The organism is Serratia sp. BNK-12 (genome assembly GCF_047456085.1).
Classification (GTDB): domain Bacteria; phylum Pseudomonadota; class Gammaproteobacteria; order Enterobacterales; family Enterobacteriaceae; genus Serratia; species Serratia liquefaciens.
Genome location: NZ_CP179896.1, coordinates 2,864,235 through 2,883,988 on the forward strand (window position 1 = coordinate 2,864,235; position 19,754 = coordinate 2,883,988).

A 19,754-nucleotide genomic window follows, 5' to 3' on the forward strand; every position below is an offset into this window, starting at 1 on the left:
TGATATTCCCGCCTTACTTAAACTGTTTGAGGAAACGCAGATCGTTTTCGAAGAACGCACGCAGGTCGGTGACGCCGTAACGCAGCATCGTCAGACGCTCCATACCCATACCGAAAGCGAAGCCGGAATAGATTTCCGGATCGATGCCCACATTGCGCAGAACGTTCGGGTGCACCATGCCGCAACCCAGAACTTCCAGCCACTTGCCGTTTTTACCCATCACATCCACCTCAGCAGAAGGTTCGGTAAACGGGAAGTAAGACGGACGGAAACGAACCTGCAAATCTTCTTCAAAGAAGTTGTTCAGGAAATCATGCAGTGTGCCCTTCAGATTGGTGAAGCTGATGTCTTTATCGACAATCAGCCCTTCCATCTGATGGAACATCGGGGTGTGCGTTTGGTCGTAGTCATTACGATAAACGCGGCCCGGCGCAATAATGCGGATTGGCGGCTGCTGGTTCTTCATGGTGCGGATTTGCACGCCGGAAGTTTGGGTGCGCAGCAAGCGCGTGGCGTCGAACCAGAAGGTATCGTGATCGGCACGCGCCGGGTGGTGACCCGGAATGTTCAACGCGTCGAAGTTATGATAGTCGTCTTCAATCTCAGGTCCGGTCTCAACGGAGAAACCCAGTTCGCCGAAGAAAGCTTCGATACGGTCGATGGTACGGGTGACCGGATGCAGCCCACCGTTTTCCATACGACGGCCCGGCAGGGAAACGTCGATGGTTTCTGCTGCCAGTCGCTCGTTCAGCGCAGCCGATTCCAGCGTATTTTTACGCGCGTTCAGCGCATCCTGCACTGCCTGTTTTGCCTGGTTGATTACCGCGCCTGCTGCCGGGCGATCTTCTGCCGGCACGTCACGCAGCGATTGCATCTGCAAGGTAAAATGGCCTTTCTTGCCTAAATATTCGACGCGCACCAAATCCAACGCGGCAACATCCTGGGCATCTTCTACGGCTGCCTTGGCATTGGCAACCAGCTCTGCGAGATGTGGCATTGCTTTCCTCTTCCTCTGGCCGATATGGCTCTAAGTAATTGTTATCTATTATTCGAACACGCCTTTAGCACATCTTCAAAGCATTTAACGCTTTAACCCGGCTCAGAAGACGGCCAAAAACAAAAAAGCCTCCACAGGGGAGGCTTAGGCGCTACTTTTCGTTTCTTTTCTTACGCGCAAAGCCTCCTGAGATCAGGCGCTAAAGTAAAAGAAGAAACGAAAAATAGCAGCGTGCATGATTACGTTACCTTGTCGATGATTGTCCACCAGTGATAAAGCGGCGGGCAATAAAAGTCAATATTGTCTCTGAAAGCTAAAGATTAAAAGAGGGAGCAAGCTCCCTCTTCAACTGACTTACGCCAGTGCTGCTTTCGCTTTCTCAACCAGTGCAGAGAATGCCACTTTGTCGAAGACCGCGATGTCAGCCAAGATCTTACGGTCAATTTCAATAGAAGCTTTTTTCAAGCCGTTAATGAATTTGCTGTAAGACATGTCGTTCTGACGTGCAGCTGCGTTGATACGTGCAATCCACAGCTGACGGAACTGACGCTTACGTTGACGACGGTCACGGTAAGCGTACTGACCTGCTTTGATTACTGCCTGGAAGGCAACACGATAAACGCGCGAACGGGCACCGTAGTAACCTTTCGCTTGTTTTAAAATTTTCTTGTGACGTGCGCGTGCAATTACACCACGTTTTACGCGAGCCATATGCTCTCTCCTAAAGTCTTATTCTAGATTCAAAAAAAATGGCTTAAGCGTACGGCAGGCACGCGGTAACCAGGACCAGATCGTTTTTAGACACCATGCCTTTCGGACGCAGGTGACGTTTACGCTTGGTTGCTTTTTTGGTCAGAATATGACGCAGGTTAGCATGTTTACGCTTAAAACCACCGCTGCCGGTTTTTTTGAAGCGTTTGGCTGCACCACGTACAGTTTTAATCTTTGGCATTTTAATTAAATCCACTTCGCATTGTTAAACAACGAATCAGTGAGGCGAATAAAACCCACACAACGCAAGCGCTGCGCGGGTTCGATTACTTGGAAGCCTTACTGTCTCTTCTTCGGTGCGAGCACCATGATCATCTGACGGCCTTCGATCCTCGTAGGGAAGGATTCGACAATGGCCAAATCAGAATCTTCACACAGGTCTTTACGGACGCGGTTAAGCACTTCCATACCGATCTGTTGGTGCGCCATCTCACGCCCACGGAAACGCAGGGTGATTTTGGCTTTATCGCCATCTTCCAGAAAGCGAATCAGGTTGCGTAGTTTGACCTGATAGTCGCCATCATCGGTACCAGGACGGAATTTGATTTCCTTGACCTGAATAACTTTTTGCTTCTTCTTCTGTTCTTTTGTCGACTTGCTCTTCTCGTAGAGGAATTTGCCGTAATCCATGATTCGGCAAACTGGCGGTTCGGCATTTGGGCTGATTTCTACTAAATCAACGCCCGCTTCCTCAGCTTTTTCAAGAGCTTCATTCAGACTGACAATACCAATCTGCTCGCCATCGACGCCGGTTAGGCGAACTTCTTGCGCGCGAATTTCTCTGTTAATGCGATTAGGACGCGCCGGTTGAACTCGTTTTCCGCCTTTAATACTTTATTCCTCCAGTTGATGAAGACTACGGCTGCGAATCTCTTTTTGCAGCTTGTCTACGACTTCGTTTACGTCCAGGCTTCCCAGGTCTTTGCCACGGCGGGTACGAACGGCAACTTTGCCTGATTCGACCTCTTTATCACCGCAGACCAACATGTAAGGAACCCGTCGTAAAGTATGTTCGCGAATTTTAAAGCCAATCTTCTCATTTCTCAAGTCCGCTTTAACGCGAATCCCTGCGTCCTGCAGTTTTTTGGTCAATTGCTGGACATAATCAGACTGGCTGTCGGTGATATTCATCACCACCACCTGCACCGGAGCAATCCAGGTTGGGTAGAACCCTGCGTACTCTTCGGTAAGAATACCGATGAAACGCTCCATGGAGCCCAAAATAGCGCGGTGAATCATTACCGGGACCACGCGATCGTTGTTTTCGCCAACATACGATGCGCCTAAACGGCCAGGTAAGAAGAAATCGAGCTGCACGGTACCACATTGCCATGCACGATCCAAACAATCATGCAGAGTAAATTCAATTTTTGGTCCGTAGAAGGCACCCTCACCCGGCTGATATTCAAACGGAATCCCGTTTTCAGTCAGCGCCGCAGCCAGATCCTCTTCCGCACGGGTCCACATATCGTCAGTCCCGATACGCTTTTCAGGGCGAGTAGAAAGTTTTACCGCAATCTTGTCGAAGCCAAAGGTACCGTAAACATCATAGACCATACGGATACATTCGTTCACCTCGGCACGCACCTGCTCTTCAGTACAGAAGATATGGGCGTCATCCTGGGTGAACCCGCGTACGCGCATCAGGCCATGCAGAGAACCCGAAGGCTCGTTACGATGGCAGCTGCCGAACTCACCCATACGCAGCGGCAAATCACGGTAGGATTTCAGGCCCTGGTTGAAGATCTGCACGTGACCCGGGCAGTTCATCGGCTTGATGCAATACTCGCGGTTTTCCGACGAGGTGGTGAACATGGCGTCTTTATAGTTTTCCCAGTGGCCGGTTTTTTCCCACAGCACACGGTCCATCATAAATGGCCCTTTCACTTCCTGGTACTGGTACTCTTTGAGCTTCATGCGCACAAAGGCTTCCAGCTCGCGGAAAATTGTCCAGCCATCGTTGTGCCAGAACACCATACCCGGCGCTTCTTCCTGCATATGGTACAGGTCGAGCTGCTTGCCGATCTTGCGGTGGTCACGCTTGGCGGCTTCCTCCAGACGGTGCAGATAGGCATTCAGCTGTTTCTTGTCTGCCCATGCGGTGCCGTAGATACGCTGCAGCATTTTATTTTTGCTGTCACCACGCCAGTAGGCGCCAGACGTTTTCTGCAGTTTGAAGTGATGGCAGAAACGCATGTTCGGCACGTGCGGACCGCGGCACATGTCGACATATTCTTCGTGGTGATACAGGCCAGGACGGTCGTCATGGCTGATGTTCTCATCCAGAATCGCCACTTTGTAGTTTTCACCACGCGCGGCAAAGGTGTCACGGGCTTCTTGCCAGCTAACCTTCTTCTTGATGACGTCATAATCTTTGTCGGCCAACTCATGCATCCGCTTTTCCAGCAGATCCAGGTCTTCCTGCGTCAGGGTACGGTCGATATCAACGTCATAATAGAAACCGTTGTCGATCACTGGGCCGATAGCCATTTTGGTGTCTGGCCACAGCTGCTTGATGGCATGACCCAACAGGTGCGCACAGGAGTGGCGCATGATTTCCAGGCCTTCGGCATCCTTGATGGTGATGATAGCCAACTGCGCGTCTGATTCGATCAGATCGCCGGCATCAACCAGTTCACCGTTCACACGGCCGGCAATACAGGCTTTCGCCAGGCCAGGGCCGATATCGCGGGCAACATCCAAAGGGGAAACAGGGTGATCGAAATGACGCTGACTTCCGTCAGGAAGAGTAATAACAGGCATTAATAATTCCTTATCTACAGTGGTGACCCACACGACAGATCACATGCAGTACGAAAATTGAGTTTGGGTTTAGTCAGCCAGGTTTCAGATCTCGCCCACAATTGCCAGATTGAAACCTAACTTGGTACACAGAATGGAAAGCATACCTTCACAGCCATATTGGCTAAGCGGATAGTATCACTAAAATTGTTCCGGATAAATAAACTGCGGCACAGGCCCGGCTTTAACGGGAAGCCCGGCGATCCTTCAGGTAACCCAACGCGGCAATCAGGCAGAAGGCGTAACCCAACAGCTCGCAGCCCTCTTCCACCATGTTCTTCACCACCCGGTTATAACCATCCAGCATCAGCATTTGCCACAGAGAATTCATGCCGAACAAGCGTGAAAATACCAGAATGCACAGCAGGCCTGCGCACATCATGCCGTAGCTCGGATGCGTCACGAAATGCGCCAATCCCTGCACCGTGGCCTCAATGTGGCGTGACGCATACCACAGGCATCCAAGCGTCACCGCCAAGGCGAACCACAACCAGGAACCGTGCCACAGCATATCGAAGGCAAAATCCATCTCGCGGATCAGCATGCAAAGGAAGAAACCTCCCGCCAACACCCATGCGGGCCGGTAGGCAACTTGCCGGCGTGCAGCCACCAAGAACAAGCCTGAGATGGCGGCCAGCATCACTTCCTGCGCCGATTCGGTTAAGGAGGTTTCGTAGACAAAATTATGCAACCAGTGCACATCAATGAACATTAAGCCCATCAGCGCAGCCAAAAATGCGCTGTAAAGCAGAAAAGAGCCTATTTTTCCCAGTAAAATTTGCAGATCATGTTTCATAGTCATACTCGTTATTATTTAAAGCGCGACTATGGTATTCACCTGCGCAAGGGGATCGTAGCAATTGATGCGGAATAGGCTTACTTCGTGTCTGATTTGCCACTAAAGGGCCATAAAAAACAAAAATCCCCGGCAAATTGCCAGGGAGGATGCCAGTCTTTCCTGGCTGTCACTTCACCGTCGTGAAGATCCGGGCCTCTCATCCCGATACTGAGACGCGCAAGTAAGACCCGGCTAACTCCTTATCGCCGTTATTCTCTCACCACCACGATACGGCTGTGGGTCTTAACGCCCCACAGGCCGGCCAACGCGCTGATGACTGCGCCAATCAGCAATGCGAAGAATGACCACAGGGCCGCATGAGACAAGGCCTTAGCCGCTTCCGCTGCCTGCTCGCGCGCTTTTTGCTTCAGCTCTGTATATTCCTGCTTAGCCTGATTAATTTTTACTTCCACGTCGTTCAAGCGCTGATTCACCAACTGCGCCGTTTTGTTTTTCGCATCCACCAGATTTTTGACGGTCTGGTCAACTTCCTGCGGTGTCATATCGGTATTCTCCGACAGCGCTTTCTTGAGCGAATCCTCATCGACGTCCTGCGAAATGGCCTCACCGTGTTTTTTCAATTTGGCAACCAGATCCTGAATAATTGCATCGCTATTGTCAGGCTGCAGCGCCAACGCTTTTACCGCGTCCCCCACTTCACTCTTGGCCGCGTCCAACTGTTGCTGCATAAACTCCGGCTGCAATGAAGGGATATCGCTTTTTTTCAGTGCCGCCACGACATTGTCTTGTAACTTTTCGGGTTCCAACTTGGTGTCGATACCCAACTTATCAAACACTTTGCCGCCGGCATCCGCGAGACCCGAAGCGCCTTTACCAATGGCTGACCCGGCACCGGAAAGCAGGCTACCGGAAGTTGAGGCAATAGCCCCCAGCGCGTTCCCGGTAGCTTTGACTGCAGACCCCACCAACAAAGCGCCCAACACGGCCGCTACAATCAGCGAGGTGGCCCAAACCAGGAAACCGTGGATTAACCCATCATTCGCTGCCAGACGACCGGCAATAAAGGCACCGGCAGCCAGGCTCAGGATGATCGAAATTGCAGACCAAACCACCACAGTCGTACCGGCCCCGTTGACCGGATCGTCAGAGGTCGGATCGACGATGGAAAACCCCAGACTGGTCCCCAGAGTAGACAGCAGCAGCGACACCGCCAAAACGGTGATAACCCCGCCAATTACGCTGCCCCACGATATTTTTTTAACCGTTGCCAATTCGTTTGCCACTTGCATAGTAAAACTCCTTTTAAGCTTTTCGATTAAGTGAAACTGCCCGAAAGCCCTATCAGTATAGAATCCAATAAAAAAAGGGGTGGCTTAATGATCAAAAATATAAAATTAACTAATGATACATGTACTCTTTGTCCGTGTTTAGCCGGCGTGTTGCTCCCTGCACATTGCGCAAATCAGCGATGGCGAACATCTCTGGCTCCCGCTATCCTGATGCCATTAACGGCAGAGTTGAGAAGCACCCCGCATCATGAACCGGTTATTGAAATTACTCGTTGGCGCCTGCCTGGTGCTGACGGCTCTTTTTGTCCTGCTCCATCTGGGAGCAGACCGTCATCCACGGGCCATCGCGGTGAATGAACCGCCGATGGAATGTGAGGATACACCGGAGATTGCCAATGATTGCGTGAACGACGATGACGCTAATACCGACGCCGTTCTTGAATTGCTCCCCCCTGGCAGTCCAGGTTAACGGTGTGAGAACCTTTTATTAATTCATTGTATTTTAAGTCACTTATTGCGGAAGCAATTCGCATTTCATGGCAGGCGATCAGGTTGCGCTGTCGTGTTTTAACTGAAAACAGGGAGTTCGCTTTATGACAAGTATTCTGCAGTTATTCCAGGCCATCGGACTGGGTTTGGTGCTGCTGTTGCCACTGGCCAACCCGCTGACCACCGTCGCGCTGTTGCTTGGCCTGTCGGGCAATATGACGCGCGAAGAACGCAATCAGCAGTCGCTGATGGCATCCATTTATGTGTTCTTTATCATGACGGTGGCGTTCTACGCCGGCCAAGTGGTGATGAACACCTTCGGCATTTCCATTCCCGGTCTGCGTATTGCCGGTGGGTTGATTGTGGCATTTATCGGTTTCCGCATGTTGTTCCCGCAGCAAAGCGCAGAAGACGCGCCAGAAGTGGAAACCAAGTCAAACGAACTGCGTAAGAAAACCTCGGCCAATATCGCCTTTGTCCCCCTGGCAATGCCAAGCACCGCTGGCCCCGGGACTATCGCCATGATCATCAGCTCCGCATCGAGCATTCACGAAAATACGCTGGGTTTCGCCCATTGGGTGCTGCTGGTGGCCCCGGTGGCGATTTTCTTCTCGGTTGCCTTTATCCTGTGGGTTTGCCTGCGCAGTTCCGGCGCCATTATGCGCCTGGTGGGCAAAAGCGGCATCGAAGCCATTTCGCGTCTGATGGGGTTCTTGCTGGTGTGTATGGGCGTGCAGTTTATTATCAACGGCGTGCTGGAAATCATCTCCACCTACGTGCCTGCGGCCTGACAATAAGGGCGCGGTATCAGCCGCGCCCTTCACACTGTTTACTTTCCTGCCGGTGCCTGCGCACCCAATATCCCCTTACCTTCCGGCACTTCGGTAAAGCGGCTGAGGATTTCGCTGTAGGTTTTCGCCGGATCCAATTCCTTGAACTGATTCGGATAGATAAACTTCGCCAGATATTCCAGCCCGACGATGTTGTACGGGTGGTTATAGAAGTTATGGTAAATGCCGTAGAAGCGCCCCTCCTTCACCGCCGTGACCTGGGCGAAACCCGGGCGTTGCTTCATCCGGTTAAAAGCGTCATCAACCTGCTGCTGCGTCACGCCGTAACCAAAGGGCACGGCGGCATTGGTTTTGGTCGCCCATTGAGAGCCGGACACGATATAGGCGTCAGGTTTCATGCTGATCACTTTTTCCAGGGAGACGTCGCCGGTTGCGCCAGGCAACAGTGCGGAGCCCAGGTTACGTGCGCCCACCGCCTCGATCATCCCCCCCCAACCGACGTGAGAATGAGTGAAACAACAGGACTCAAGCCCGTTAAGACCGGCTTTTGCCTCGATAAATACCAACGGCTTTGGCTCGACGGCTTTGGTTTTATCCAGGATGTTCTGATAATGCTGCTGATAGAAGTCGGTGTACTGTTTCGCTTCGCTTTCGCGGTTGAGGGTCTCACCCAGCAGCGTGATGCTTTTCGGGGTGTTTTCCACCGGCTTGAGCATGGTGTCGATAAACAGCACCGGAATGTTGAGCGCTTTCAGCTTATCCAACACGCCAGTCTGGCTCAGTGAAGGCTTGGAACGCAGTTGAGCCACCATCAGATCAGGCTGTTTGGCGATCACGCTTTCCAGGTTGACCTCGCCCTTATCGCTAAAGCCCATATCGATAATGCCGTTGGCTTCCGGCCACTTGTTACGCAGGATCTTCCAGGTTTCACCGTCGCTTTTCTTGAGCAGGTTATTCCAGGCCACCAGCCGGGCGAAAGGATCGGCGCGGTCGAGCAAGGCCAGCGTCAGAATATCGCGCCCGTCCTGCACCACAATGCGCTTCGGCTCTTGCTTGATGGTCAGACTCTGGCCGGAGGTATCTGTCAGGGTTAACGGATAAGTGGTCGCCATCGCCTGAGCGGATAAACCGCAGGCGCAGGCCAAAGCCAACAGGGTGATTCGACGGTGCACGTAAAACTCCTTAGCGTAGGAAATCAGTGCGGAAATAATAATGAGAACCGCTCCCATTATCAAAGAGAACCCCGGGTGCGTTTTCGCTTAATTGAAAAGGGATGTGAACAGGGAAAAAGCAGCGCACCGAATCCGATGCGCTACTGAGGTCAAATCAGGCCGTAAATCAGCGCCGACAGCGCTATCAGGCCCATCACCAGGACAAAGACGTTACTCAGCGCACGATAGCGGCGCATCGCGGGCACTGCACGCACAGCGTACATCGGCAGGATAAACAGGATCGCTGCAATCAGCGGACCGCTGATGGTTTCGATAATGTGCAGCGCACTTGGGTTCCACACCGTCGCCGCCCAGGTCAGCAGGAACAGCGATATCGCAGAAATTCGGTGCGTAATTCGCGAGCTCAAGGGTTTACCAACCGCTCGCGTCAGGCCGTCGATCAGGCTGGTTGCCCCTTCGGTCACGCCCAGGGAAGTACCGAGATAAGACTTGGCCATCGCCAGCATCGCCATCATTGGGCCAAGGTAGGCGATCAGCGGGTTGGAGAATTTGTTCGCCAGCGTGGTCAGCACGGTGATGTTTTGATCTTTCGCCTGCTGCATATCCTCATGTGACAGGCTCAGTACGCAGCTAAAGACAAAGAACAAGACGGTGACGCAGATCAGCACATAGCTGTAGCGCATGATACGCGCGCAGCGGCGTTCGGCCTTCTCACCGTACAGGCTCTTTTGCGTGGAGGCGAAGGACGAAATAATCGGCGCATGGCTGAAAGAAAACACCATCACCGGCACCGCCAGCCACAGTGAATGCCACAGGTCCGGGCTGCTGAACTGGGTGTTGGCCAGGCCGCTGACAAAGTTTGCCGTTTGCCAGGTGGGTACCAGATACAGCGAGATACCCATCAAAAACACCAGCAGCGGGAACACCAACATGCCCATCGCCGAAACGATAGCGTCTTTGCCGCGCAGCAACACCAGGTTCAGAACCACCACCACCGCCAGGCTCAGCCAGACACGCGGTAGCGGCGCCAGGTGAAACTGATGGATCAGGAAGCTGTCCAGCGCATTGGTGATCGAGATGCTGTACACCAGCACGATCGGGAAGAACGCCATCAGGTACAGCACCATGATGATTTTGCCGGCCAGCACGCCAAAGTGCTCCACCACCACATCATGGATATTGCCGTCACGGCTGGAACCGGACAGCACAAAGCGGCTCAATGCGCGGTGCGGTAAATAAGTCAGCGGGAAAGCGAACAACGCCATCAACAACAGGACCAGCGGGCCATTCAGACCTGCATTGATCGGCAGGAACAGGGTTCCTGCGCCGACAGCGGTGGCATAGAGCCCAAACATCCACACGGTATCGGTTTTATTCCATTTGGCAGCCTGGGCGGTTGCCAGCGTGCCTGAATCGGGAGAAATCGTACTCATAAGAAAGCTTACCTTACTCTTCAGCGACAACGATTGCGCTCAACGGGATATCCTTCTCCGCGAATTTTTAATATTAATCAGTGGATTAACGCAGTATTTCACTCTTGTTCCTGCTAAAAGGACGGCAAAGGATAATGAAAAATGCGGCTCGGGTCTATGTTTTATCGGCTGACAGAGTGATTTACGAGCAGAAAATGCTGCCAAAATCAGCACGCCCGGCCAAAAGAAAAGGGCCTCGAACGAGGCCCTTTCGGATTTACTTGTTGGCGTCCGGATGTTCCGGTACGGCGGCGCTGCCCATCTCCTTCTCATCGCGGATCATCGAGCGGTCTTTACGCACGCTGGCCACGTCTGAGGCGTCGATTGGCTTGGCGCTGTTGCCCCAGCTTGAACGGATGAAGTTCACCACATCCGCTACCTGCTGGTCGTTCAGACGCCAGCCGAACGGCGGCATGGTGATGTTGGAAACCGCCCCTTTCACCGCCGGCGTGGTGTTACCTGTCAGCACGATATGAATCAGCGAAGTCGCGTCTTCGGTCTGTACCACCGGATTGCCCTTAAGCGCCGGGAAGGCGCGTTTATAGCCTACGCCATCGGTGCGGTGGCAGGCCGCGCAGTTATCGACGTACAGCGCCGCTCCGGGCTTGCTGTCGTTACCGCGCCACAGATCCTTGGCGACGCTGTCTTCGACCGGTGCCGCCTGCTGCTTGCCGTCTTTCGGCGGCAGCGTTTTCAGATAGCGCGAGATCGCCGTCAGATCCTCATCGCTGAGATACTGCAGGCTGTGCTCTACCACGTCGCTCATGCCACCAAACACGATAGACTTGTCGTTGCGTCCGGTTTTCAGGAACTCCGTCAGTTCGGCTTCGCTCCAGGTCCCCAACCCATCCTTGTTGTCACCGCGCAGGCTGGAAGCCACCCAACCGTCGATCGGCGCATTGCTGCCGGACAGATAGGTGTCGCCGTCGTTATTGCTCAGCGCTTTTTCCTGCATGGTAAGGCTACGTGGCGTATGGCAGGCGCCACAGTGACCCAGCCCTTCCACCAGATAGCGACCGCGTTCAATCACCGGATCCGCTTTGGTGTCAGCCACAAAGTCGGCCGGTGAAGGCGCAAACATGCCGCGCCAGATGCTCAACGGCCAACGCATCGACAACGGCCAAGGAATGTCGGAATCCTTGTTGGCCTGCTCCACCGGTTGCACACCGTGCATGAAATAGGCGTACATGGCGCGCATGTCATCCTCTTTCACCAGGGCAAACGACGGATACGGCATCGCCGGGTACAGGGTGCTGCCGTTTTTGGCGACGCCTTTGCGTACCGCATTGTCAAAGTCTTCGAAGCTGTAATCACCGATACCGGTTTTCTTGTCCGGCGAAATATTGGTGGAGTAGATGGTGCCGATCGGCGTTTCCATCGCCAGACCGCCTGCAAACTCTTTACCGCTTTTGCCGTTGGTGTGGCAGGCCACGCAGTCACCGGCGCGCGCCAAATACTCGCCGCGTTTGATCAGCTCGCTGCTGACGGTGGCGTCCTGCGCCCATACGGAAAAACTCAGTGCACTGAGAACCAGTGCGGGAACAAATGCTTTCATCAGTCGCCGTCCTTATGCCTGCACCAAAGGGCCTGGGTTTTTCAGATACTGCTCGCGAATGGCACGGGCAGACCAGTAAGCCAACGCGGCCACGGTGCCGGTCGGGTTGTAACCCAGCCCCTGAGGGAAGGCCGACGCGCCGATCGAGAATACGTTATGCACGTCCCAGCTTTGCAGATAGCGGTTCACCGCGCTGGTTTTCGGATCTTCCCCCATCACCGCCCCGCCGTTCATATGGGTGGTCTGGTAGCTGGTGGTATCAAAGTGGCTATTGGCGTTTTTCGGGCTGCCGGCGATCAGTTTAGGGTTCATGGCCTTGGCGATAGGTGCCATTTTGTCGTACATGAACTGCGACATCTTGACGTCATTTTCCTGCCAGTCGAACGTCATGCGCAGCAAGGGCTGGCCGAAGACGTTCTTGTAGTTGGGATCGAGGTCCAGATAGTTGCTGCGGTACGACTGATGCGCACCGTGCGCATCCATCGACACATGGTGGGTATAAGCATCGGCCACTGCCGCTTTCCACTTGCTGCCCCAGGCTGGCGTTCCTGGCGGCGTTGGCAAGCCGGAAATAGGCTTGGTCCCTGCCTGGTTGACCCAGAACGGCGAACCGCCGACGAAGCCTTCTTTGGCATGATCAAAGTTATCGGCGTTGAAGTCGTCAACGCCGACACCGTTACCGCCGGCGCCGATGAACGGGTTGGTGTATACGTCCTTGTCGAAGAACGCCTTGATGGTGGTCATGTTCTGATAGGCGAAGTTACGCCCTACCACACCTTCGCCGGTCACCGGATCGTAAGGTTTACCGATGCCGGACAGCAGCATCAGATGCACGTTGTGGAACTGGAACGCCCCCAGAATCACCAACTCCGCCGGCTGCTCGACTTCACGACCCTGCGCGTCAATGTAATTCACCCCGGTCGCACGGGATTTATCGGCGGTCAGATTCACTTTCAACACGTTAGCGTTAGTGCGCAGCTCAAAGCGTTTTTCCATGCGCAGCGCCGGCAGAATGTTGACGTTCGGCGAAGCCTTGGAATACATGTAGCAGGCATAACCGCTGCAGAAACCGCAGAAGTTGCACGGCCCCATCTGCGCACCGTACGGGTTGGTATAGGAATCGGAGGTGTTGGCGGAAGGCAGGTTATACGGGTGATAACCTACTTCCAGCGCCGCTTTCTCGAACAGCTGGGCAGAGAAGGTATTTTTCTGCGCCGGCAGCGGGAAGTCGTCCGAACGGTCACCGGCGAACGGGTTGCCGCCCTTTTGACCCACTTTCTGGCCTTTGATGGTCCAGGCGGTGCCCGAAGTGCCGAATACTTTCTCGGCCTTGTCGAAGAATGGCTCCAGCTCGGCGTAGCTCACGCCGAAATCCTGGATGGTCATGTCTTTCGGGATAAAGCTCTTGCCGTAGCGCTCTTCGTAATGGCTGCGCATACGCAATTCAATAGGATCGACCCGGAAATGGACGCCGGACCAGTGCAGGCCCGCGCCGCCCACGCCGGTACCCGGCAGGAACGCCGCCAACTGGCGGTAAGGCACCGCAGTCTGGCTGGTATTGTGACGAATGGTCACGGTGCTTTTCGACAGATCCTGGAACAGCTTGCGGCGGATGTTATAGGTCAGTTCGTCGATCACCTGCGGATAGGAACCGTCCGGATAGGTATCGCGCATCGGGCCACGCTCCAGCGCCACCACGTTCAGGCCCGCTTCGGTCAGCTCTTTGGCCATAATCGCGCCCACCCAACCGAAACCGACGATCACCGCGTCTACTTTTTTCATTACCGTTGCCATTGTTACCCCCTCTCCCCACGAATCGAGACCGGAGGTAAGGGATAACGTTCCCCTCGCTCAACCCAGTCCATAAAGTCGGCGCGCGCGCCCGGAAAATTAATCAGCTTCCAGCCAACCATGTCTTTATTGCCGCCATGGATCGGGTCGCTGAAGAAACCTTCGCGGGTGTTTTGCAACAGGTAGGAGAAGAACAATTTTGCCGGCAACTGCGAGAATTCCGCCTCTCCGGACTCAAACTTCTGCAACAGCGCATCCTGCTGTGCAGCGTCAAGTTCAGCAAAGGGTTTACCGGCGGTTTTCTTGCAGTAGGCATCAGCATCTGCGATGCCCAGGTTATAGATCTGCTTTGGTACCAACGGCAGTTGATAACCCATTTCTTTCGGTGCATCCGGGTTAAACGGTCCCTGCATGTACCAAATAGAACCGGTGGCGTACGGGGTATTCATTTGACGATCGATAAACTCCGGCACGCCGGCCTCCAGCGCACCGGGGCCGCGTTCATCCGCCGGGATCAGTCGCGCCACAGCGGCTTTAACGAAGGCCCACTCTTCCGGCGTAAAGAAAGTCGGTTGGTAATCTGGCTGTTTTGAGGTGTCTGTTGCCGCAACCGCCGGGATTGGAGCTGTCAGCGCACTCACGCCACTGCCGCCAATCACTGCTGCGGGAATTAAAGTCATCGATTTCAACAGGAAATCGCGCCGTGAATTGTTAGTTTTATCGTCCGACATATCACATTCCATCCAAAGATAATCACAACTATTTAACCTCAACCTTGCGGTCGATGCGGGTTTTAAACACAAATTGTTACTTATTTGTATATTTATTGAAGACCAAAATGTGAACAAAAGCCAAAATGTTACCGGTAACTTATTGAATAAACGTAAAGATTTGATGGGTAATGTAAAGTTAACGATTCGTGCGGTTTTTTAGGTAACAGGATGGGAAATAACGAAAAATGAGAGACGTGTCGCGAATTTAGCGCAAGCCAAAAAAAAACCGGCTGCTGACGCGGCCGGTTTTACGAAAAAATCTTGGCTAGGGTGACATCGCCTGGTAGGCGGTGGTCACTTTCCAGAGATAGCGTGGTGCCTGCGGGGCAGGATGCTTTTTCTGGATGTGTTGATAAAACTCATCCGGGCTCATTTGGTTGATGCGGTTCACCGCCACGCGCTTGTCCGATGAGAAAGTGCGAAGCATAGCGCCCGCCCCATTCACGTAGGAAACGATGGTGGCGTAACGCAACGTCTGTGGATTGTTGATCCCGGCTAGCTGCTGGCTTTGAAGAATATTGATATAGGCCGTTCCCAGATCAATATTGACCGCCGGATCCTTCAACTCACGCGAGCTTGGCTGCCCGCTTCTTCCTTTTAAACGATAGGCATCACGCCCGGCGGTTGAAGGCTTCAGCTGCATTAATCCCACTGCGTTCGAGGTGCTGACTGCATTCGGGTTAAACCCGGACTCCACCTGAATAATCGCTTTAATCAGCGTTTCGTCAACGCCATAGCTGCTGGCTGCCTGACGAATGTAATCGTTATAGGCTATCGGTGTCCCCGTGCGGTTAACCGGTGCCTGCGGGGGGGTCTTTAGCCAACCGCCACGCGATGTGCCACTGCCTGAATTATTAGTTGCTGTTTGCGGGTCTTTGGCGCACCCCGACAAAAGCAAAATTGCCGTCAGGCAACCTATTTTTGTTTTCACAGAATCCCTCACTCCTTTCAATGAGTTGCGTAGCATATACAACTTGTAAGGACGCCTGTACGGTTTTTTTGGTCTATTCTCAAGCTACTCGTATACCAAGAGGTGATTTATGAGTCAATCTGCAACGACGTGTTTTGTGGTCACTTTTCGCTATCAGGAAGAAGGATTAGCTGATTTAGCCAAGCTGACAGGACAATTAACCCTGCAAGGATTTGTCACGTCGGTGGCCGACGAAAATGGCGTTCCGCACGAGCTGGGCAGCAACAGTTTTGCGTTAATAACCCCACTGGATCAAGAGGATGTACGGCAATTGGCCCAGAAGCTTGGTCAGGTGGCCTTGGGCAAGGCGCCGGAGGTCGACATCGTCACCTATGAGGACTACGTAAAGCGGTTACATACTGATACATAAAATGCTATAACTCACTGCTGGGTATTATTTCGCTTCGCTGTGGAAATAACCGGCAGTTGGCCTGCAGGTGACGCTTGACTTTGCTCTAATTGATATTGATAATCATTTTCATTTGAGCCAGGAGATGTCACCATGTTTTTGAAACAACGCGCTTTTCCCCGCCTATCCCTCGTTAAGAACAGGACTTACTTCCGCCCTTTCACCCTGCTGTGTCTGTTGTTGACCGCCAGCCTTGCCAGCCATGCCGCGTTGGCGGAAAAGAAGCTGCGCGTGGTGACCACTTTCACCATTATTCAGGACATTGCCCAGAACGTAGCCGGTGACGCCGCCGTAGTGGAGTCGATCACCAAACCGGGTGCAGAGATCCATGATTACCAGGCTACACCACGCGACATCGTCAAAGCGCAGCACGCCGACCTGATCCTGTGGAACGGTATGAATCTGGAACGCTGGTTCCAACGCTTCTTCGAGAACATTAAACAGGTGCCTGCGGCCGTGGTCACCGAAGGCATCACCCCGCTGCCGATCCGCGAAGGGCCTTATAACGGCAACCCGAATCCACATGCCTGGATGTCTGCCAGCAATGCGCAGGTGTACATCGAAAATATCCGCAAAGCGCTGGTGCAGTACGACCCGGCCAATGCAGAAACCTACAATCGCAATGCTAAAGCCTACGCCGCCAAAATTGCCGCGCTGGATGCCCCGCTGCGCGAACGCCTGTCTCGCATTCCGGAAGCCCAGCGTTGGCTGGTGACCAGCGAGGGCGCCTTCAGCTATCTGGCCAAAGACTATCAGTTGAAAGAAGTCTATCTGTGGCCGATCAACGCCGATGAACAAGGTTCACCGCAGCAGGTTCGCCGGGTGATTGACGCCGTGCGTGCCAACCACATCCCGGTGGTGTTCAGCGAAAGCACTATTTCAGACAAACCGGCCAAGCAGGTCGCGAAAGAAACCGGCGCAAAATACGGCGGCGTGCTCTATGTCGACTCCCTGTCCACCCAGGATGGCCCGGTACCGACCTATATCGACCTGCTCAACGTCACCGTACAAACCATTGCCAAAGGATTTGATCAATGACAAGTGAGGTTTTTGTCCGTCCTGAGTTGAGCGTGGACGACGTTACCGTGACCTACAACAACGGCCATACCGCGATCCACAACGCCAGCTTTACCCTGAGCGGCGGTGCCATCTGCGCGCTGGTTGGCGTCAACGGCAGCGGTAAATCGACCTTGTTCAAAAGCATTATGGGTCTGGTGCGGCCCACCACGGGCCGCGTACAGCTCAACGAGCAGCCGGTCGCGCAGGCATTGAAGAAAAATGTTATCGCTTACGTGCCGCAAACCGAGGACGTTGACTGGAATTTCCCGGTGCTGGTGGAAGATGTCGTCATGATGGGCCGTTACGGCAAGATGAACTTCCTGCGTATTCCTTCAAAGGAAGACCGGCTGCGGGTGGACAAGGCGCTGGAGCGCGTTGGGCTGAGTGAGTTACGCACCCGCCAGATCGGCGAGCTTTCCGGCGGGCAGAAAAAACGCGTCTTTCTGGCGCGGGCGCTGGCGCAACAAGGCAGCGTTCTGCTGCTGGACGAGCCTTTCACCGGGGTCGACGTCAAAACCGAGAACGCCATTATCGATCTGCTGCGCGCACTGCGTGATGAAGGCCACCTGATCCTGGTTTCAACCCATAACCTGGGGAGCGTACCGGAATTTTGCGATCGGGTGATCCTGATTAACCGCACGGTGCTGGCTGCCGGCCCAACAGAAACCACCTTTACCCAAAGCAACCTGGAACAGGCGTTTGGCGGCGTACTGCGCCATATCAATCTGTCAGGCCCGGATCTGCACGACGACAACGATCCGCGCACGGTCACGGTATTGACCGATGACGAGCGGCCAGCGGTGTTCTACGGCCATACCAAGAGCGATCCGCCGGCGCAAAGCCAGCCGAAGGAGAAACAACCCTGATGCTGGAACTTCTGCTGCAACCCTTCAGTTACAACTACATGGTCAAAGCCATTTGGGTCAGCGCCATCGTCGGCGCCGCCTGCGCGTTCCTTTCGGCCTACCTGATGCTAAAGGGCTGGTCGCTGATGGGGGACGCACTGTCGCACTCGGTGGTACCCGGCGTTGCCGGGGCCTATGCGCTAGGCCTGCCCTACGCCGCCGGAGCCTTCTTCACCGGCATGCTGGCCGCGCTGGCAATGACGCTGGTGCGCCACGTGACTCGCCTGCGCGAAGACGCCATTATCGGCTTTATCTTTTCCACCTTCTTCGCCGTAGGCCTGTTGATTGTGTCGCTAAACCCGACCTCGGTTAACGTCCAGTCGATTATCTTCGGCAATATCCTCGGCATCGCAGATGAAGACGTATTGCAGGTCGAGATTATCATCGGCGTTTCGCTACTGATCTTGTGTCTGGTGTGGAAAGACTTACTGGCAGTGTTTTTTGACGAAAACCACGCCGTGTCTATCGGCCTGTCGCCGCTGCGGTTAAAGATCCTGTTCTTCACCTTGCTCAGCGCCTGCACCGTAGCGGCATTGCAAACCGTTGGCGCCATTTTGGTGATCGCCATGGTGATCACGCCGGGGGCTACCGCCTACCTGCTGACAGACCGCTTCAGCCGGTTGGTGATTATCGCCATCGTGATTGGCGCACTGACCAGCGGCCTGGGCGCTTACCTCAGCTTCTTCCTCGACGGGGCTACCGGCGGGGTGATCGTGACTCTGCAAACGCTGGTATTCCTGGCAGCCTTTTTCTTCGCCCCCAAACATGGGCTACTGGCGTCCAAACGCCGCGTGGCACGTGAACAGACCGGAGGCCACTGATGGAAACCCTGTATCAACTGCTCAGCGAGCCCTTCGCCTATCCCTTTATGCAGCGGGCAATCCTGGCCGCCATCGTGACCGGCGTGGTGTGTGCGGTGCTCTCTTGCTATCTGGTGCTCAAAGGCTGGTCGCTGATGGGTGACGCCATCTCGCATGCGGTGCTGCCCGGTATCGTGGTGGCGTTCGTGCTCGGCATTCCGGTGGTGATAGGTGCCTTCTTCTCCGGTATTTTCTGTGCGGTGGCCACCGGTTACCTGAAAGAAAACAGCCGGGTGAAAGAGGACACGGTAATGGGGATCGTTTTCTCCGGCATGTTTGCCTTTGGCCTGGTGCTGTTTTCCCGTATCGATACCGATCAGCACCTCAGCCACATTCTGTTCGGCAATATGCTGGGCATTACCGATGCAGAGCTGAAGCAGACGTTGCTGATGGCTGGCATTACGCTGCTGGTGGTGTTGCTGAAACGCAAAGATTTGATGCTCTACTGTTTTGATCCCAACCATGCCAGGGTGATTGGCCTGCCGGTGAAACTGTTGCACTACGGGCTGCTGTGCCTGCTGGCGCTGACGATTGTCGCCTCATTGCAGGCCGTCGGGGTCATTCTGGTGATTGCGATGTTGATTGCTCCAGGCATCATTGCCTTCATGCTGTGCCGCAGCTTCGACCGCATGCTGATAGTCGCCACGGTGGTGTCTGTGTTCTCCTGCGTACTCGGCACCTTGATCAGCTTCCACATTGACGGTGCCACCGGCCCCTGCATTGTGATAGTCCAGGCCATTCTGTTCGTGTTCGCCCTGCTCTACAGTAAATTTAAACCGTTACAACGTCACGAAAATGGAATGCTCGACGCAAAACCTTGAAACAGGCGGCGGTGCCTAATGGCCCCGCC

The 19,754-nt window shown here is 54.1% G+C and carries 21 protein-coding genes and 1 other annotated feature; of the genes, 7 read left to right on the forward strand and 14 right to left on the reverse strand.

Annotated elements, in window-relative coordinates:
• Window positions 1–13 precede the first annotated feature (13 nt).
• The 8 genes from pheS to ACMGG1_RS13190 form a co-directional block, all read right to left on the reverse strand.
• Entirely contained in the window at window positions 14–997 is a 984-nt protein-coding gene (pheS, locus tag ACMGG1_RS13155; RefSeq protein ID WP_020826621.1) for a phenylalanine--tRNA ligase subunit alpha, read from the reverse strand.
• Window positions 998–1,115: 118 nt separating this feature from the next.
• Window positions 1,116–1,238, reverse strand: a sequence feature (Phe leader region).
• Entirely contained in the window at window positions 1,190–1,234 is a 45-nt protein-coding gene (gene pheM, locus ACMGG1_RS13160; RefSeq protein ID WP_121626058.1) for a pheST operon leader peptide PheM, read from the reverse strand. (Overlaps the previous feature by 45 nt.)
• A 113-nt stretch (window positions 1,239–1,351) precedes the next feature.
• A complete protein-coding gene (gene rplT / locus ACMGG1_RS13165; RefSeq protein ID WP_020826620.1) occupies window positions 1,352–1,708 on the reverse strand; it encodes a 50S ribosomal protein L20 in 357 nt (118 codons plus the stop codon).
• Window positions 1,709–1,751: 43 nt separating this feature from the next.
• A complete protein-coding gene (gene rpmI / locus ACMGG1_RS13170) occupies window positions 1,752–1,949 on the reverse strand; it encodes a 50S ribosomal protein L35 (RefSeq protein WP_004931418.1) in 198 nt (65 codons plus the stop codon).
• 98 nt (window positions 1,950–2,047) lie between these two features.
• Entirely contained in the window at window positions 2,048–2,599 is a 552-nt protein-coding gene (gene infC, locus ACMGG1_RS13175; protein WP_013812633.1) for a translation initiation factor IF-3, read from the reverse strand.
• Between the two features lie 3 nt (window positions 2,600–2,602).
• Window positions 2,603–4,531 (reverse strand): threonine--tRNA ligase, encoded by a 1,929-nt coding sequence (gene thrS, locus ACMGG1_RS13180; protein ID WP_414160721.1) that lies wholly within the window; start codon window positions 4,529–4,531, stop codon window positions 2,603–2,605.
• Window positions 4,532–4,754: 223 nt separating this feature from the next.
• A complete protein-coding gene (locus tag ACMGG1_RS13185; protein ID WP_142815356.1) occupies window positions 4,755–5,366 on the reverse strand; it encodes a hypothetical protein in 612 nt (203 codons plus the stop codon).
• A 251-nt stretch (window positions 5,367–5,617) separates the two neighbouring features.
• Window positions 5,618–6,658, reverse strand: coding sequence for a PspA/IM30 family protein (locus ACMGG1_RS13190; protein ID WP_414160722.1), 1,041 nt, complete (start codon window positions 6,656–6,658; stop codon window positions 5,618–5,620).
• A 247-nt stretch (window positions 6,659–6,905) separates the two neighbouring features.
• Between ACMGG1_RS13190 and ACMGG1_RS13195 the strand changes: the two genes are divergently transcribed.
• Together ACMGG1_RS13195 and ACMGG1_RS13200 are read left to right on the forward strand one after the other, a co-directional pair.
• Window positions 6,906–7,127 (forward strand): hypothetical protein, encoded by a 222-nt coding sequence (locus ACMGG1_RS13195; protein WP_020826578.1) that lies wholly within the window; start codon window positions 6,906–6,908, stop codon window positions 7,125–7,127.
• A gap of 124 nt (window positions 7,128–7,251) precedes the next feature.
• Window positions 7,252–7,938: a MarC family NAAT transporter gene (locus ACMGG1_RS13200; protein ID WP_020826577.1), complete on the forward strand. Its 687-nt coding sequence runs from the start codon at window positions 7,252–7,254 to the stop codon at window positions 7,936–7,938.
• Window positions 7,939–7,976: 38 nt separating this feature from the next.
• Here ACMGG1_RS13200 and ACMGG1_RS13205 read toward each other — a convergent pair whose 3' ends face one another.
• The 6 genes from ACMGG1_RS13205 to ACMGG1_RS13230 all read right to left on the reverse strand — a co-directional run bounded on the left by ACMGG1_RS13205 (window position 7,977) and on the right by ACMGG1_RS13230 (window position 15,632).
• The gene (locus tag ACMGG1_RS13205; protein ID WP_046375047.1) at window positions 7,977–9,110 is read right to left on the reverse strand and encodes an ABC transporter substrate-binding protein; all 1,134 of its coding nucleotides are present in this window, start codon (window positions 9,108–9,110) and stop codon (window positions 7,977–7,979) included.
• Window positions 9,111–9,259: 149 nt separating this feature from the next.
• A complete protein-coding gene (locus ACMGG1_RS13210) occupies window positions 9,260–10,543 on the reverse strand; it encodes a septum site-determining protein (RefSeq protein ID WP_020826575.1) in 1,284 nt (427 codons plus the stop codon).
• 256 nt (window positions 10,544–10,799) lie between these two features.
• On the reverse strand, window positions 10,800–12,137 hold the full coding sequence (locus tag ACMGG1_RS13215) for a c-type cytochrome (protein WP_048762668.1): 1,338 nt from the start codon (window positions 12,135–12,137) through the stop codon (window positions 10,800–10,802).
• 12 nt (window positions 12,138–12,149) lie between these two features.
• A complete protein-coding gene (locus ACMGG1_RS13220) occupies window positions 12,150–13,931 on the reverse strand; it encodes a GMC family oxidoreductase (RefSeq protein ID WP_041414502.1) in 1,782 nt (593 codons plus the stop codon).
• Between the two features lie 2 nt (window positions 13,932–13,933).
• Window positions 13,934–14,659 (reverse strand): gluconate 2-dehydrogenase subunit 3 family protein, encoded by a 726-nt coding sequence (locus ACMGG1_RS13225; protein ID WP_128865382.1) that lies wholly within the window; start codon window positions 14,657–14,659, stop codon window positions 13,934–13,936.
• Between the two features lie 307 nt (window positions 14,660–14,966).
• Entirely contained in the window at window positions 14,967–15,632 is a 666-nt protein-coding gene (locus ACMGG1_RS13230) for a transglycosylase SLT domain-containing protein (protein WP_020826571.1), read from the reverse strand.
• A gap of 109 nt (window positions 15,633–15,741) precedes the next feature.
• Between ACMGG1_RS13230 and ghoS the strand changes: the two genes are divergently transcribed.
• The 5 genes from ghoS (at window position 15,742) to ACMGG1_RS13255 (ending at window position 19,725) form a co-directional block, all read left to right on the forward strand.
• Window positions 15,742–16,041 (forward strand): type V toxin-antitoxin system endoribonuclease antitoxin GhoS, encoded by a 300-nt coding sequence (gene ghoS, locus ACMGG1_RS13235; protein WP_020826570.1) that lies wholly within the window; start codon window positions 15,742–15,744, stop codon window positions 16,039–16,041.
• 132 nt (window positions 16,042–16,173) lie between these two features.
• On the forward strand, window positions 16,174–17,118 hold the full coding sequence (locus tag ACMGG1_RS13240; RefSeq protein WP_414160723.1) for a metal ABC transporter substrate-binding protein: 945 nt from the start codon (window positions 16,174–16,176) through the stop codon (window positions 17,116–17,118).
• On the forward strand, window positions 17,115–18,005 hold the full coding sequence (locus ACMGG1_RS13245) for a manganese/iron ABC transporter ATP-binding protein (protein WP_020826568.1): 891 nt from the start codon (window positions 17,115–17,117) through the stop codon (window positions 18,003–18,005). The genes ACMGG1_RS13240 and ACMGG1_RS13245 overlap by 4 nt, the downstream gene beginning before the upstream one ends.
• Entirely contained in the window at window positions 18,005–18,865 is an 861-nt protein-coding gene (gene yfeC, locus ACMGG1_RS13250; protein WP_046373759.1) for an iron/manganese ABC transporter permease subunit YfeC, read from the forward strand. Before ACMGG1_RS13245 ends, yfeC begins: the two co-directional genes overlap by 1 nt.
• The gene (locus ACMGG1_RS13255; protein WP_020826566.1) at window positions 18,865–19,725 is read left to right on the forward strand and encodes a metal ABC transporter permease; all 861 of its coding nucleotides are present in this window, start codon (window positions 18,865–18,867) and stop codon (window positions 19,723–19,725) included. Before yfeC ends, ACMGG1_RS13255 begins: the two co-directional genes overlap by 1 nt.
• Window positions 19,726–19,754: the final 29 nt, after the last annotated feature.